11 protein-coding genes are annotated in these 15,478 nt (G+C 66.8%); 7 read left to right on the forward strand and 4 right to left on the reverse strand.

All coding sequences use genetic code 11. The features are described 5' to 3' along the window. Entirely contained in the window at window positions 1-1,362 is a 1,362-nt protein-coding gene (locus ACH438_RS23575) for a cytochrome P450 (protein ID WP_397008631.1), read from the reverse strand. A gap of 489 nt (window positions 1,363-1,851) precedes the next feature. Between ACH438_RS23575 and ACH438_RS23580 the strand changes: the two genes are divergently transcribed. The 4 genes from ACH438_RS23580 to ACH438_RS23595 are packed head-to-tail and all read left to right on the forward strand — an operon-like array spanning window position 1,852 to window position 6,453. Then, entirely contained in the window at window positions 1,852-2,814 is a 963-nt protein-coding gene (locus tag ACH438_RS23580) for a 3-oxoacyl-ACP synthase III family protein (RefSeq protein ID WP_397008633.1), read from the forward strand. After that, window positions 2,811-3,731, forward strand: coding sequence for a hypothetical protein (locus ACH438_RS23585; protein ID WP_397008635.1), 921 nt, complete (start codon window positions 2,811-2,813; stop codon window positions 3,729-3,731). Before ACH438_RS23580 ends, ACH438_RS23585 begins: the two co-directional genes overlap by 4 nt. Further along, entirely contained in the window at window positions 3,728-5,434 is a 1,707-nt protein-coding gene (locus ACH438_RS23590) for a fatty acid CoA ligase family protein (RefSeq protein WP_397008637.1), read from the forward strand. Before ACH438_RS23585 ends, ACH438_RS23590 begins: the two co-directional genes overlap by 4 nt. Then, window positions 5,431-6,453, forward strand: coding sequence for an NAD-dependent epimerase/dehydratase family protein (locus ACH438_RS23595; protein WP_397008639.1), 1,023 nt, complete (start codon window positions 5,431-5,433; stop codon window positions 6,451-6,453). Before ACH438_RS23590 ends, ACH438_RS23595 begins: the two co-directional genes overlap by 4 nt. Window positions 6,454-6,521: 68 nt before the next feature. Here the strand turns inward: ACH438_RS23595 and ACH438_RS23600 are convergent, their stop codons facing one another. After that, the gene (locus ACH438_RS23600; protein WP_397008641.1) at window positions 6,522-7,931 is read right to left on the reverse strand and encodes a wax ester/triacylglycerol synthase family O-acyltransferase; all 1,410 of its coding nucleotides are present in this window, start codon (window positions 7,929-7,931) and stop codon (window positions 6,522-6,524) included. A gap of 25 nt (window positions 7,932-7,956) precedes the next feature. Next, window positions 7,957-9,297 carry a cytochrome P450 gene (locus ACH438_RS23605; RefSeq protein WP_397008643.1) on the reverse strand — a complete coding sequence of 447 codons (1,341 nt, stop codon included), beginning with the start codon at window positions 9,295-9,297 and terminating at the stop codon, window positions 7,957-7,959. A gap of 282 nt (window positions 9,298-9,579) precedes the next feature. Here ACH438_RS23605 and ACH438_RS23610 point away from each other — a divergent pair, with 282 nt between their 5' ends. After that, window positions 9,580-10,836 carry a PucR family transcriptional regulator gene (locus ACH438_RS23610; protein ID WP_397008645.1) on the forward strand — a complete coding sequence of 419 codons (1,257 nt, stop codon included), beginning with the start codon at window positions 9,580-9,582 and terminating at the stop codon, window positions 10,834-10,836. Here ACH438_RS23610 and ACH438_RS23615 read toward each other — a convergent pair whose 3' ends face one another. Continuing rightward, window positions 10,837-12,144 carry a DoxX family protein gene (locus ACH438_RS23615; protein ID WP_397008647.1) on the reverse strand — a complete coding sequence of 436 codons (1,308 nt, stop codon included), beginning with the start codon at window positions 12,142-12,144 and terminating at the stop codon, window positions 10,837-10,839. A 322-nt stretch (window positions 12,145-12,466) separates the two neighbouring features. Between ACH438_RS23615 and ACH438_RS23620 the strand changes: the two genes are divergently transcribed. Together ACH438_RS23620 and ACH438_RS23625 are read left to right on the forward strand one after the other, a co-directional pair. Beyond that, on the forward strand, window positions 12,467-14,161 hold the full coding sequence (locus tag ACH438_RS23620; RefSeq protein ID WP_397008649.1) for a fatty acyl-AMP ligase: 1,695 nt from the start codon (window positions 12,467-12,469) through the stop codon (window positions 14,159-14,161). Continuing rightward, complete coding sequence (locus ACH438_RS23625) at window positions 14,158-15,444, forward strand: MupA/Atu3671 family FMN-dependent luciferase-like monooxygenase (RefSeq protein WP_397008651.1); 1,287 nt, start codon at window positions 14,158-14,160, stop codon at window positions 15,442-15,444. Before ACH438_RS23620 ends, ACH438_RS23625 begins: the two co-directional genes overlap by 4 nt. Window positions 15,445-15,478: the final 34 nt, after the last annotated feature.

Genomic DNA, 15,478 nt, shown 5'->3' on the forward strand with positions numbered 1-15,478 from the left:
TCAGCGGGCCTCGACGATCATGGGCAGGCGCTCCGGATGCACGAGCGCACCGATCACCGTCTCACGCACGAGCACGCCCGGCGCGGGCCGCAGCCGCCAGCGGGCGCTGATGGTCGCTACCTGCAGGGCGATCTCGGTGAGCGCGAACACGTTTCCGGGACACTGCCGCGTGCCCATGCCGAACGGAATGTGCGCGCCCTTGGACATGGTCGCCATCCGTTCGGGCAGCCACCGGTCGGGGTCGAACCGCTCGGGATCGGGGTGGATGGCCGGGTCCCGATGCACGGCGACGGGGCACACGAAAAGCATGCTGCCGCCAGGTATTTCGGTATCGCCGAGGGTGTAGTCGGTGGGCACGTGCCGCACGGTCAGCCACGGCGAGTACTTGCGCAGCGTCTCCAGCACTATGCGTTTGGTGACTTCGAGACCCGTGAGGTCGCCGAATTCGGCCGGTCGCGCATCGGTCAGCAGGGCGTCGACCTCGGCGTGCAGTGCGGCCTCGACGTCGGGGTTCTGTCCGAGTTCGTGGAATACCCAGGCGAGTGTCGCGCCGATGGCCTCGGTGCCGCCGACCAGGAAGTTGATGAGCTCGTCGTGCACCTGGGAGTCGGTGAGGGCCGTGCCGTTCTCGTCGCGCGCCTTGAGCAGGGTGTCGAGCAGGTCGCCGTGGTCGAGGTCCGGATCGGCGGCGAGTTCGGCGCGGTAGGCGCCGATGATGGTGCCGGTGGCGGCCTTCATATCGAGGACGAGCCGGTCGAAGCGCCGATTGCCGGGCAGCGGCAGCCGGTCGATCCAGGCGGGCCGGGTGACGCGCCGCGACAGCAGCGTCATGACCGGTGGCAGCAGCCGGTGGATGTGTTCGGCTGTCTCGGAACCGAGTTCGCCGGTGAAGAGGGAGCCGGCGACGGTGCGCAGGGCGAGGTCGTGCATCTCCTCGTTGACCGCGAGCGCCTCGCCGTCGTGCCAGGCGGCGGCGCGTTCGGCGCCGAGTCGCGTCATGACGGTCGCGTAGCGGGCGATGCGGGATTTGGCGAAGGCCGGTGCGATCATGCGGCGTTCGCGCTTGTGCCGCTGGCCTTGCAGGACGGTGACGCCTTCGCCGAGCAGTGCCTCCCCGCGTTCGATCATGTGCCCCTGGTCGGAGAGTGCGACGAAGGCCTCGCGCACCAGTTCCGGATCGGTGACGACGTAGGTGTCGTAGCCCGGAATCTTCACCCGCACAACCGGTCCCACGGCGGGCAGGGTGGACATGAACCGGTAGGGGCGGCGGCCGAAACGCAGCCAGTGACCGAGCAGGGGGAGGGCGCCGGGCGCGGTGGGGGCCGGGCGGCTCGCGGTGGTGACGGTTGCCATGGATGTCATCGCGAAGGTGCTCCAAATCTGGCGGGCCGGATCGCGCTACGACGCGCGGAATCAAGGGCAATTACGGGCGATGGGTGGTGGGTTGGCCCGCTGGAATTCGATTGCCGGAAGGGTGCCGGTCACAGTCAGCGTAACCAGGATTTCGGCCCGGTCGCAACCGGACGGGAGCGGTTGTCTCCGGAGACAGAATCCATTGTGTGAATTGGTTTCTCGTGTGCAGTGGCATTCGATATGACCGCGCTTCCGGGTGACCTGGGTCGCTCTCGGCCACGAGTTGTCTTGACACCGTACGGCGGTCGTCTCTACCGTCCGAGGAATATCCGGATCGAGCCACTGTCCGCCTCGGTCGATTCATATGGACGGCTCCGTCGCCAGATCCATCCCATCCCATCACTATCGGGAGTCACGATGTCGAGTGCTGCGCGCCTAAGTGCGCTGGGAGCTGCTCTGCCCCAGCGCGAATTCACCACGGATGAAGTACTGTCCCGCATGTCGAGCGGCGGGCAATTCGAAGTCGAGCGGATCACCGGAATTCGGACCCGCCGCATGGTCGACCGGTCGGCGGGTGAGGATTCGCTGACGCTCGGCGTGCGCGCCGCGCGGGACTGCCTGGCGCGATCCCGTTACGAGGCCGCCGATCTGGACGTGATCATCAGCGCCGGCACCACGGTGCACGACGGTTTCCACATGGTGTTCGAGCCGGCCGCCGCGCACGGTATCGCCCGCGGCATCGGCGCGGACAATGCCATGGGCTACGACGTCGTCAATGCGTGCGGCGGCACCATGACCGCGATCTACCTGCTGGAGAACATGATTCGCGCCGGTCTGGTGCGGACCGGCATGGTGGTCACCTCGGAGATCATCTCCCCGGTCACCGAGGGTGCGCTGGCGGAGGCGAAGGATCCGCGCGATCTGCAGTTCCCGGCGCTCACCCTGGCCGATGCCGCCATCGCGGTGATCGTGGACCGCGCCGAGGACGAGCACGACCGCATCCACTACGTGGACATGATCACCTGTGCGGAGTTCTCGCCGCTCTGTATCGCGAAGCCCAGCGACGACTCCGAGAACATGATCATGCTGACCGACAATATGACCATGCAGGCCGCCCCGCGCCGCGAGACGTGGGCGAAACTGCATCGGGATCGGCTGATCAAGCGCGGCACCACTTTCGCCGAGGAGAAGTTCGATTTCATCGTCTTTCATCAGCTCGGCGTGGCCTTCACCGAGAAACTCGCCGAATCCGGCAGCAAGATCCACGAGGCGGAGATGCCGCCGCGGCTGGCGACCGTGCACAAATACGCGAATACCGGTGCGAGCACCCACTTTCTCGCCCTCTACGACTACATTTCGCGCGGCGAAATACCGAAGGGTTCCAAGGTCTGCCTGGTGCCGACCGCGTCCGGAATGATTTTCGGCGTCCTGTCGGCCACTCTCGATTCTCTGGTGGGATGAACATGTCTGTTGTCATCGAACACTCCGCGATCAGCGCCGCCCCGGCGACGGCGGGTTCCATCGATCACGCGGTCGCCGCGGGCCGGGAATGCCTGGAGCGCGCGGGAATCGCGCCCGGTGATGTGGACGTGCTGGTGAATGTCGGGGTCTACCGGGACGGCAATGTGGTCGAGCCCGCCAACTCGGCGCTCATCCAGCTCGGCCTGGACATGCACCTGGACTACGAGGCGGGCTCGGGCCGCGCCACGTTCTCGCTGGACCTGCGCAATGGCGCCTGCGGTGTGCTGAACGCCGTGCATGCGGCGACCGCGCTGCTGGCCAATGGCACTGCCGAGCGGGTTCTGGTCGTCGGCAGCGATGCGCATCCGGGCGGAATCGCGCACGAGCCGGGCGATTTCCGCTACGCAACGGTCGGTGCGGCCTGGCTGCTCGGCAAGAGTGTGGATCGGGAAACGGGTTTCGGCTCGTTCCGCATTTCCCCGGTGCGGGGTCGTGCCGCGGATACCCATCCCGGTGTCGCCGGATTCCTGGACCTGAAGTCCATGGGAAATGCCGGACAGCAGACGATCACGGTCGAGGTCGCGGAAGACTATGACACGGTACTGACCGCCACGGCGGCGGATACCCTGCGTGGTTATCTCGCCGACCGGCCCGAAATCGATACGGGCAGAGCCATTCTGGTCACCAACAATCCGCTGCCCGGTTTCGCGAGCGGGCTCGCGCGGGATTTCGGTTTCGCCGAGGGCTACCAGGCCATGACCGGTGACCGCGATGCCGGCAGTTCGGGTCTGGCTATTGCCTACCACCAGCTCCGGGAGCAGGGCGCGTTGTCGCCCGGCACCGAGCTCGTCCTGCTGGCGGCCGGGTCCGGGCCGATGGCCGGCTGCGTGAGCTACCGGGTGGAAGGGGCCGTGTGAACGCGGTACTCGACGATCCGGACGTACTGCTGACGCGGCAGCTCGAAAAGTACGCCGACCTGCCGGCGGTGAGTCATCGGACGCGGCGGCCCGGCACGTCGGGCACCGATTCCTTCGAGGCGCTCACCTTCCGGGAACTCGGTGAGCGGGTCGACGCCTATGCTCGCGCGTTCACCGATATCGGAATCACCGCGGGCGTCAAGACGATCGTGATGGTCCGGCCCGAGCCGGACCTGTTCGCGGTGATCTTCGCGCTCTTCCGGGTGGGCGCGGTGCCGGTGGTGGTGGATCCGGGTATGGGTGTGCGGCGCATGCTGCACTGCTTCCGCAGTGTCGGCGCGCAGGCGTTCATCGGTGTGCCGGAGGCGCATCTGGTCCGGATCGCCGCGCGGCGCACCTTCCGCACCATCCGCGTGCACGTGACGGCGGGCAGCTGGACCTTCTGGGGCGGTTACACGCTGGCGCAGCTCGCGGAGCGGGGGCGCATGGGTGAGCCGGTGGCCCCGGTGCACGGGCCCGAGGATCTGCTGATGATCGCGTTCACCACCGGAAGTACGGGGCCGGCCAAGGGCGTGGAGTTCACCCGCGCCGGTTTCGCGGCGTCGCTGCGCGTGGTGGCCGAACTGCACGGTCGCGCGGACGGTTTCGTCTCGCTGTCGACCGTGCCGTTGTTCGGGTTGTTCGATCTGCTGCAGGGTGCGCACGTGGTGCTCGGCCCGGTCGATCCGGTGCGGGTGGCCGAGGCCGATCCGGCGCTGCTGGTGGAGGTGGCGCGGTCGTTCCGGGTCACCGATCTCACGGCGTCGCCGGCACTGCTCGGGCCGCTCGGTGAATATCTGCAGCGCACGGGGATCGAGCTGCCCGGTCTGACCACCGTCATCTCGATGGGTGCGCCCGCGAATCTGGCGGCGCTGGCCGCGGTGCGCGGTGCGCTGGGCCCGCGGGCGCGGGTCTTCACCACTTACGGTGCGACGGAGGCGCTTCCGCTGACCACCCTGGAGTGGTCGGAGCTGGCGGAACTGCGGGAGCGGACCGTGGACGGGGCGGGCACGTGCGTGGGCCGGGCGCTGCCGGAGTCCGACAGCGATACCCGGGTCCGCATCATTCGCATCAGCGATGACGAAATCCCTTACTGGACAGACGATTTGGAAGTCTTCCCCGGTGAGGTCGGCGAGATCGCCGCGACCGGCGGCCAGGTCAGCACGAACTATCACGGCAACCCGGCCGCCGATGCGCGCGCCAAGATCGACGAACGACTGCCGGACGGCACGGTGCGCCGCTGGCATCGCATAGGCGATCTCGCCTGGCGCGATGCCGACGATCGATTGTGGTTCTGCGGCCGCATCACCCAGCGGGTGCGCACGGCCGCCGGTGACCTGTTCACCGTGCAGTGCGAACAGATCTTCAATACCCATCCGGATATCCACCGCAGCGCACTGGTCGGCGTCGGCCGCCCGGACGCGCAGGTACCCGTGCTCTGCTACGAACTGCGCGCGGGCGTGGATCCCGCGGACGGGCCGCGCCTCGAACGCGAACTGCTCGAGCTCGCCGGGGCCCGGAAGCTGACCGCGCCGATCCGGACCTTCCTGCGGCACGACGGTTTTCCGGTCGATATCCGGCACAACGCCAAGATCGGCCGTGAGGCGCTGTCCGGCTGGGCCGGCGCGCGCCTCGGTTACGACAGTGAAGGAACCCAGCGATGAAAGTCCTCGTCACCGGCGCGACCGGTTTCCTCGGCAGCCATATCGTCGACCAGGCCCTCGCGGCGGGCGACGAGGTGCGCGTACTCGCCCGCCCGACGGGCGATCTCGGCTACCTGCGGTCGTTGCCGGATGTCGAGATCGTGCACGGTGATCTCGGCGACGCGGAATCCCTCGCCGCGGCCTGCAAGGGCATCGACGTGGTGCACCACAGTGCCGGCCGGGTCGCCGAGACCGGCCACCGGGACCTGTTCTGGGAGGCCAATGTCGAGGGCACCCGCCGTCTCATGGATGCCGCCCGCAGCGCCGGGGCCGGCCGCTTCGTCTTCGTCAGCAGCCCGAGCGTGGCCACCGAATACGACCGCGACCGCTTCGGCGTAGACGAATCCGAGCCGTACGTCCGCAACCCCAAAAGCTATTACGTCGAGACGAAGGCCATAGCCGAGCGCGAGGTCCTGGCGGCCGACAGCCCCGACTTCACCACCTGCGCCCTGCGCCCCCGCATGATCTGGGGCCCGCGCTCGGGTGGCTGGATGACCCTGCTGCTCAACAAGATCCGCTCCGGCCGCCTCCCCGACCTGTCCGGCGGCAAGCCGGTCCTGGTATCGATCACCTACTGCGAGCACGCGGCCCGCGCCTGCATCCAGGCTTCCCGATCCGACGCGGTGGCCGGCAAGCCCTACTTCCTGGCCGACGCCGAAGACGTCGACCTGTGGGCCTTCGCCCGCGACCTGGCCACCGCCTTCGACCTGGAACCCCCGACTCGCACCATCCCGAAACCACTGCTGGACGCCGTAATCACGGTCTTCGACACCATCTGGAAGCTCCCCGGCCTCCAAGCCCGCGTAGCACCCCCGCTCTCCAGCTGGACAGTCGCCGCCCTCACCGTCTCGAACACCTACGACACCACCGCCGCCCACCGCGATTTCGGCTACACCCCAACAGTTTCCCTCCGGGAGGGCCTGGACAACTACGTAGCCTGGGCCAAGTCGATCGGCGGTTTGAGCGCCTTGCCGGCCTGATCCTCACATGGCGTAAAGACAACGCTCCCGGTCCATATGGACCGGGAGCGTTGTCTTTTGTCCTGGATCTATCCTGCGGAGGGCAGGGCTCGCTCTTCGGCGGGCAGTAGTAGGACGGTCAGCTCGTCCAGGGCCGTGTCCAGGCTGTCGGTGAAGTACGCCATCGCGGGGAGTTTGTCGGCGGCGCCCAGGACACCGAAGTGGAGGGCGTCGAGGTAGCCGACGCAGGTGACGTTGAAGGGGTTGCCGTGCATGAGGAGTGAGACTGGGTATAGGGATTCGAGGCGGGCACCGTTCCAGTACAGGGGGTTTCGGGGGCCGGGGACATTGGAGATACCCATCGGGTGGGAAGCGGGCGTCTCGGGGCGGCCCGAGGTGAGGCCCATGATCCAAGGGAGGGTGACGGCCAGGCCGTAGCCGATGACGGCATTCGGCGGCAGGGCGGTGAGCTGCTGTTTGGCGGCGGTGATGGCGGTTCGTACCGCGGCGAGGCGTTCCTGCGGGTCGGCGATGTCGGTGGCCAGGGAAGTGAACATCATGCCCGCCCGGGTGCCGACTCGGTCGTCGTCGCCTTCTCGCAGGTCCATCGGGACGCCTGCGGTGAGCGGGACGTCGGGGAGTTCCGAGTGCTCGGTCAGATAGTCGCGCAGGGCGGTGCCGACCAGGTAGAGCACGATGTCGTTGATCGTGCAGTCGGCGGCTTTGGCCAGGCGCTTGAAGTGGCCCAGGTCGTAGCGGCGGAGGGACAGGTCGCGGCGGCCGGTGATGGGGCCGTCGAAGACCGAAGGGGGTTGGCGGTAGGCGCGTTGGGCGGTGTAGCGGCCGCGGGTGCGGCGGAGGGCGTCGCGGCCGGCGGTGGCGATGCCGCGGATCAGGTGGAGGACGCCGAGCAGGGTGGCCAGCCAGGTGCGGAATCGTCCGGGAGACGGAATATGTTCCGGGGCATCGGGATTGACGCGGCCGATGGTGAAGAGGTTCGGGGTGTCGCGGTCGGCCGGGTCGGTCGAGTAGGTGTCGGTGAAGAGCCGCATGAGGGAGGCGCCGTCGAACAGGCTGTGGTGCACCTTGAGGACGAGGGCGAAGCGGTCGGGGGCCAGGCCCTCGATGAGGTGGATCTCCCATTGCGGGCGGGACGGATCCAGCTGTTCGCGGTGGATGCGCGAGACCAGTTCGGTGAGTTCGCGGCGGTCGCCGCCGCGGTGCAGCTGCCAGGTGCGGATGTGGTCGGCCGGATCGACTTCGGCGGTTTCGCGCATGAGCGCCACCAGGCGGGTGAGCGGGCCGCCGACGGGTACCAGGTTCCACGGTTGCGGCACCGCGATCGGCGCGACGACCTGTGCGCGCCAGCGCCGCACGAAGCGGGCGGCGTCGCCGTCGGGTGCGGTGAATTCCAGCAGGAACGCGACATGCATGGGCATATCGGGGGATTCGAGGGACAGCCAGACGCCGTCGGTGGCGGAGAGCTTCGTGATTGCCATGCGGGGTCCTTACGTTGTCGAGGGGTCAGGAACGGATCGCCCCGGCCGGCCGGGGCGTCAGATCCAGACGCATGCCGGCCGGGATGACGGCGAAATGGAAACGGTCCCTGGGTGGTTCGGCGCCGTAGGTGCGGCTGATGTCGAAGCCGCGGCACACCATGCCGGTGACGCTCTTGATCTCGAGCATCGCCAGGCCCCGCCCCGGGCAGAACCGGGGGCCGGAGCCGAAGGGGGTGGAGGCGTCGGGCCGGTGGTTGCCCGGGCCCTCGCGCAGCCAGCGCTCGGGGTCGAAAGTCTCCGGTGCGCTGAAGTTCTCGGGCTGCAGTCCGGCGTGCTGGACATTGACGACCACCCAGGTGCCGGCGGGGATGGTCACCCCGTCGATGGTGGTGTCGCTGATCGCCTCCAGGCCGACCAGCGGCGTGGTGGGCTGCAGGCGCATGGATTCGGCGACCACGGCCTCCAGGTACGGCTGCCGGTCGAGGATGGACGGGATCTCCTCGATCTCCTCCCGGATGCGCTGCTGCACATCGGGTTTAGCGGCCAGGTGGTAGAGCAGCCAGGCCATGGCATTGCTGGTGGTGTCCTGGCCCGCGATGAGAATGGTGAGCGCCTCGGCGAACAGCTCGTCATCGGTGAACTCGCCGCGGCCGTCCTGCGCGAGCAGCAGGGCCTCGATGAAGTTGGACGGCCGTTCCGGGAGGTTCGCGCGGGCCCGGGTGATGACGGCGGTCAGATCCTGGCGCAGCGCCGCGAGCGCCCGGTCCAGGGCGCGGTCGTCGGGCAGTTTCACATAACGCCAGTAGGGGAACGGTGTGGCGAGCCGCCGGTTCAGGATGGGGAAGATCAGTTCCAGGTGGCGCTGGATGACGTCACCGGACTGTTCGATGGTGTTGATGTCGTAGTCGAAGGTGAGTTTGGCGGTGACATCGACGGTGAAACGGGTGAGGTCCGCGCGAATGTCCGCGGGGGAGCGGCGTTCCCAGCGCCGGTGCAGGCGCTCGGTGATGGTCTCCAGGGTGGGCTGGAAGCCGCGCAGGTGGGTGGCGTTGAAGGCGGGCATGGCCAGTTTGCGGCGGCGCCGCCAGGCGTCGCCCTCCAGGGAGAACAGGCCGTTGGACCCCATTTCGTCCATGACGGACTCGATGGAGGACTGCCGCCGGAAGCCGCCCGGGCGGTCGCGCAGGATTTCCCGGTTGAGGTCCGGATCGCTGACCACCACGATGCGCTGGCCGGCCATACGTACCCGGTACATCTTCCCGTATTCGTCACACCAGTCGTCGAATTGGCGGTGCAGCAGGGATGGCGTCAATTGTGGGAGATTGCCGACCAGGGGCCATCCTTTGGGCCCCGGTAGATCGTCCACGGACACGATTCGAGAAGTCGAGATGGACACTACCCGAGCCTAACCGGGAATTGACTGGATAGCGAAAGATAAAGAACTGCTTTGTATTCGGTGACAAGAATTGATTGGCATTTCACACTCGTGAAACTAGGGCGCTGTAGGCCTTCGAAAACCGCTGTGCCGCATGCCAAGCAACCGCTTGGTGTGACAACGACCAGCAATGATGCCGGGATGATGCTGTGGTGATTGGTATTTCGCACACAATGGTTGGTGCTCGACTCTGTCTCCGGTGACAATCGGAATATGCTCGCCCTGGTTCCGTCATTCGGTGACGACTCGTCCGTCCTCGCCCGTATACAGCCGCGATTGCCCGAGATCGCCGCCGGGATCTTCGAAGCCGCGCTCGACGCGGTGCCCGGCGCCGAGAATCTGCCCGCCGACCATTTCGCCGATGTCATGCCGAGCCTGCTGGGCGGTGCGGTGGCCTTCATCCGGGCCATCGAGGAACGACGCGTGATCAGCAACGAGGAGGTCGCCGAGTACGTGGTCCCGGTGGTGGAGCGGCACGCCGAGGACCGGGTTCCGCTGCGCCAGCTCATGACCGGGCTGTTCGCCGGCGCCCGCTACCTCTGGGATGAGATCGCCGGGACCGCGGAACCCCACGAACTGCCCGATATCGTGGCGATCGGCCAGCGCGTCCTGGAGGCGCTCATGCACATCACGATCACCATCTCCGAGGTGCATTCCGATGTCGAGCAGTCCATCTACACCGTGGAACGCGAGGCGCGGCGCACCCTGTGCGCGGCCCTGTTGCGCGGCGCGCCGGTGGAGGAGCTGGCCGCGCGCGGCGATATCGCGGTGGAGGAGCGCTACGACGTGCTCAGCTTCCATCTGCGGCCCGGCCCGCTGGTCATGCTCGCCGACACCATGGTGACCCGCCGCCGCATCCGGCAGTTCCAGCAGGCCCTGGACGCGCTCATCGGCCAGACGGCGCTCAATACCTTCGACGGCGCGCACGGAATCGCGCTGGTGCCCAGCCGATCCCGGCCGGCGGCGGAGGTCGGGCAGGGGCCGTTCGAACGGCTGGCGGCCGGTCTCGCCGAGCAGTTCGGGGCCGAGGTCTTCATTGCCGAGGCGCACGATGTCGAGCGCGCGGAGCTGCCGGGCGCGGCCCGGCAGACCACCGATCTCGCCGAACTGGCCCGCCTGCTCGGGGGTCCGACGGGTGTCTACCGCCTGGACGATCTGCTGCTCGAATACCAGCTCACCCGGCCGGGTCCGGCGCGGGATCGGCTGGCCGAGCGGATCGCCCCGATCCTGCGGCACCCGCATCTGTTCGAGGCGCTCGACGCGCATATCCGGCACGGTTCGGATCGCAAGGCCGCCGCGGCGGTGGTGCACGTGCACCCCAATACCTTCAGTTATCGGTTGCGCCGGGTGGCCGAACTGACCGGTCTTGATCCCAGTGACCCCAATGACTCCCGGCTGCTGGCCGCCGCGCTCACCATTCATCGGCTCTACCCCGCTCCCGAGCCGTCGGATACGGGCGAAGAGGCGTGATCAGCGGAACAGTCTGCCGGTATCGGGATACTCCTGGATCCAGTGAAAACCGTTGCCGCGGAGGGGAAGATCGGCCGGATCCTGCTGCCGCAGTGAGATAGTGACCGGTCGGTTCTCGAAGTGCCCGTGCAGCGTGAGCCGGTCCGGTGCGGGCTGCTCGAAGGTGAAAGCGTATGTGTAGGGCGGGAACCGGCCCGGCGCGGCCGTGCCGGTGTCCGGCGGCGCGGACAGGGTGAGGGTGCCGGCCGCGGTGTCCACCTGCGCCACGGCGGGTATGAACGAATCGTCCTTTTTCTGGTAGGCGGCGGTCCGTGTGTCGATAATCACTCGCCGCCAACGGATTTCATCAGTTGTCAGCGGCGGCAGTGGACGGTCGTCTATGGTGAACGCGCTTACGTTCCAGATACCGTACAGCGGCGGCGCCGGAACGCCGTCGCCTTGTATGCGGTAGCCCTCCCAGGCCATGCACGCGCCACCGGCGAGCACCCAGATGCCGAGCGCGGCCGTGGCGAGGGCGGCAATTCGATTCGCGCGCTCACCGCGGAAACCGCGCGGTGTGGTGGCGGGCTCGGAATATCGTTCCAGCACAAGGATATTCGCCAGGCGTCGCGCCTGAGGAGTCAGAATGAACAGGCACATCAGTACGAGGTGGAACGACAGGAGCTTGACCGGAATGTCGAAGGTCATGTTCAGGACGAAAACCTGCAGCAGGGTCACCAGGCTCACCAGTCCGCCCAGCGTGGCGGTGCGCCGTGAGAACAAGAGCAGGCCGCCCAGTACTTCCGCTGTGCCCAACAGCATTTCGTAAACCGGCGCCGTCCCCACCTGGTTCCACAGCACCGCGGCCCGGCTGAAGTCCCCGTACGGCTGCAGCAGGGTGATCAGGGTGGGCCGGGGCATCTGCAGCGGTATCACCTTGGCCATGCCGTAGCACAGCAGCTGGCCGCCGAGGCACAGACGAATGAAGGTCAGGAACCAAGCGTGGAACCGGATGTACTCGGTGCGCCGCCGGTCCAGGATCGACCAGACCGCGGTGATCGCGGTGGCGGCGGCGATTACACAGCAGATCAGCACCCAGACCGGGGCCTGATCGCCGCTGTAGGATTTGCGCAGCGGGGCGACTTCGGTGCGGAACACATGGTTTCCGACAAAACGGACGAACTTATCTATCGAGTCCATTTGCCCGCCGATGGCATCGGCCGCCAGATACGCATACAGCGGTCCGGCGAACACCACCAGGATCTGCGCGAAGAGCATGCAGAGCAGCCCGAAGTAAGCGACGCAGAACCGGAATGCGATCCGTGTCAAAGGCTCCCAGCCCGGACGCGGACGGCCCGTGATTTCGCTTGCTGTGTTCCGTTCGGCGACTTCCGTGGCAACACTCGGCATCTGGCTTCCATTCCTCCGGGAGGACAGTCTTCTATGACGAGGCCGGACCGCAGATCGGCGATGATGATGCCATCCATACGGCGTGCCGCAGTGCAGGACACGCTAATAACGCCTGGTCAGCCGATCTTCGTCCGGACAATGCGAAGATGGAGTCTCGACAGTTTCCGTACCGGCGCGTCGCCGGATGAGATTTCTGACTGGGCACTAGCTTTGCTCTGTCATTCCCTCAGCGGAGGTATGTATGAATGTCCGGCAATCAACGCACGACCCCCTCACCCTGGTAGACATTTTGTCTGCGCGAGTTGCGGAGAACCCGCGCAGAACCGCTTTCACGTTCGCGAGCTCACGGGATGAAGGGGAAGTGGTCGATTACGGTCACTTGTGGGAGCGCGTAACCGGCCTGGCGCGACATGTACAGGAAGCGACCGTTCCCGGTGACCGGGTTGTCATTCTGTGCCCGCCCGGCCGGGAGTTCATGGAGGCATTCTTCGCCTGCCTGTCGACCCGTCGAATCGCGGTGCCGGTTCATCTTCCATTCTCGTTGCAGCAACTGGCGACACTGAGCACGATCATCCGGGACAGTGGCGCGGTGGCGGCGATCGCGCCACCGTCGGTCGCGCAGATCGCCAGTCAGCAACTCGGACCGGACATTCGGATCATCGACAGCGGCACGGCCGGTTCCGGCGGATTCGGCCTGCGCCCGGATACCGCGCCCGGCCCGGATGACATTGCGTTTCTGCAATATACGTCCGGTTCCACCGGCGACCCCAAGGGCGTCATGGTGCTGCACCGGAATCTGATGCAGAACCTCGGACTCATCGTCGCGAAGAATGGCCTCGGATCGGACCACTCGATCGTTTCCTGGTTGCCGCCCTACCATGACATGGGGCTGATTCAAGGACTGCTGCTGCCGGTGTTCGCGGGAATGCCGAGCACCATCCATTCCCCTATGACCTTTCTGCGCGATCCGCTCGCCTGGTTGCGAGCCATATCCGGGAAGGCGAATGTCGTTGCGGGTGGGCCCAACCTGGCCTACGCACTGTGCCTGAAACGCGTCTCCCAGGCCGAGGCCGCACAATTGGACCTGAGCGGCTGGCGTATCGCCTTCGTCGGCGCCGAGCCGATCAATCCCGATATTCTGCGCAATTTCTCGGACGCGTTCGCGGTGAGCGGTTTTCGCCCGGAGAGCTTCGTGCCGATGTACGGCCTGGCCGAATCGACGCTGTATGTCAGCGGCGGCCGGCCCGGCGCGGGCGCGCGCTCCCGGTGCTTCTCGGGGACGGATCTGGAGGGCGGCGCCGCGGTCGAACTGCCGCGCGGCCGAGAACTGTTGAGCACCGGTCCAGTTGATCGCGAACTGCTCGCCGTGGTCGATCCGGAGACCCGGCGGCGGTGCCCGGAGAACCGGGTCGGCGAGATCTGGCTGCGCGGTACCAGCATTGCCGCCGGGTACTGGAACAGGCCGGCCGAGAACGAGCGCTCCTTCGCCGCGCAGATCCTCGGCGAGGACGGCGAGCGGTACCTGCGGACCGGTGACCTCGGATTCGTCAGTGACGGAGAGCTGTACGTGTCCGGGCGCATCAAGGAGCTGATGATCGTGCACGGGCGGAACATCTTCCCGCAGGACATCGAGCGCACCATCGTGTCCAGCCATCCGGCCCTGCGGCCCGGCGGCTGCGCGGTCTTCGCGGCGAGCATCGACAACGAGGACCGGGTGATGGTGGTGCAGGAACTCACGGACGCCCCGGAGGAGGAGCGCGAGGCCCTCGCGGGCTCGATCCGTGACATCGTCAGCCGCGCCCACGCCATCAGCCTGCACCGGGTCGTCTTCGTCGGGAAAGGCGAAGTGCCCAAGACCACCAGCGGAAAGATTCAGCGGCAGCGTTTGCGTGAACATTACTCATCGGCAGCGGTATTTCAGGAGAGCGCGATATGAGCAAGTCGCCGGACGGCGCGAACGTGCTGGACTACTTCGTGAATTGGGCCGCCACGCGGCTGGAGCGCGAATCGGTCGACCCGCATGCGCCGCTCACCTCGCTCGGTATCGATTCCGTGCAGGCCGCGGAATTGATGACGGTGCTGGAGGACCGGTTCCAGACGGAGATCACCGCCGAGGATATCTTCGACGGCCTGACCCTGGCCGATGTCGCGGCCAAGGTGAACGCGCGCCAAGCCGGCGATGCGCCCGCCGATCCCCGCATGAAATTCAGCCTGCTGTTCTTCTCCAGTGACGCCCAGCAGAACGACGACAGCCGTTACCGGCTGCTGCTGGAGAGCGCCCGTTTCGCCGATACCCATGGCTTCGACGGCATCTGGATTCCGGAGCGGCATTTCCACAAGTTCGGCGGGCTGTACCCGAATCCGGCCGTACTGGGTGCGGCGCTCGCGGCGAGTACCGAGCGGGTGCGTATTCGCGCCGGCAGTGTGGTTCTGCCGCTGCACAATCCGGTGCGGGTCGCCGAGGATTGGTCCGTTGTCGACAATCTGTCGAACGGGCGGGTGGATCTGGCCTTCGCCACCGGCTGGAATGTCGACGACTTCGTGCTGGCCGGCCACAATTACGCCGATCGCGTGGAAGTCACCCGCGCGGGTATCGATACCGTGCAGCGGCTCTGGCGCGGCGAATCGATCGAATTGCCCAATGGCGCCGGGGAACAACGGCCGGTGCGGATATTCCCCGCGCCGGTGCAGCCCGCGCTGCCGACCTGGCTCACCTGCAGCGGCGGCATCGAGCGTTTCGAAATGGCCGGAGCGCTCGGCGTGAATGTGCTTACCGCGCTGCTGTTCCAGGAAGTCGACGAGCTGGCGGAGAAAATCGCGGCCTATCGGAAGGCGCGGGCCCGGCACGGCCACGGCATCGATCAGGGCACGGTGACCGTCATGCTGCACACTTTCGTCGGCGACAACGAGGCGCAGGTGCGGAAGACCGTGGAGGGACCCTTCAAGAGTTATCTCCAGGATTCCGTGGATCTCTGGCGGCGCGGCTCCGATGCCCTGGAAAGCCTGGACGAGAAATCGCGCGCCAAGGTGCTGGATTTCGCCTTCGAGCGCTACTACCGCAACAACGGCCTGTTCGGCACGCCGGACTCGGCCCAGCCCATGATCGCGGGATTGCGCGATATCGGCGTCGACGAAATCGCCTGCCTGATCGATTTCGGTATTCCGGACGCCGAGGTACTGAGAGGACTCGAGTCGTTGGCCACGCTCGAGAGCAAGTAGGAATTCTTCCCGGTTTCGAGACGCAGGAGCAGAA

Origin of the sequence: Nocardia sp. NPDC020380, from assembly GCF_044386975.1 — a bacterium.
Classification (GTDB): Bacteria; Actinomycetota; Actinomycetes; order Mycobacteriales; family Mycobacteriaceae; genus Nocardia.

Excerpts from the sequence above, each read along its gene's own strand:
- ACH438_RS23610 (WP_397008645.1), top strand. The coding sequence starts at position 9,580 with ATGCTCGCCCTGGTTCCGTCATTCGGTGACGACTCGTCCGTCCTCGCC.
- ACH438_RS23575 (WP_397008631.1), bottom strand. The coding sequence starts at position 1,362 with ATGACATCCATGGCAACCGTCACCACCGCGAGCCGCCCGGCCCCCACC.
- ACH438_RS23625 (WP_397008651.1), top strand. The coding sequence starts at position 14,158 with ATGAGCAAGTCGCCGGACGGCGCGAACGTGCTGGACTACTTCGTGAAT.
- ACH438_RS23620 (WP_397008649.1), top strand. The coding sequence starts at position 12,467 with ATGAATGTCCGGCAATCAACGCACGACCCCCTCACCCTGGTAGACATT.
- ACH438_RS23585 (WP_397008635.1), top strand. The coding sequence starts at position 2,811 with ATGAACATGTCTGTTGTCATCGAACACTCCGCGATCAGCGCCGCCCCG.
- ACH438_RS23580 (WP_397008633.1), top strand. The coding sequence starts at position 1,852 with ATGTCGAGCGGCGGGCAATTCGAAGTCGAGCGGATCACCGGAATTCGG.
- ACH438_RS23600 (WP_397008641.1), bottom strand. The coding sequence starts at position 7,931 with ATGGCAATCACGAAGCTCTCCGCCACCGACGGCGTCTGGCTGTCCCTC.
- ACH438_RS23595 (WP_397008639.1), top strand. The coding sequence starts at position 5,431 with ATGAAAGTCCTCGTCACCGGCGCGACCGGTTTCCTCGGCAGCCATATC.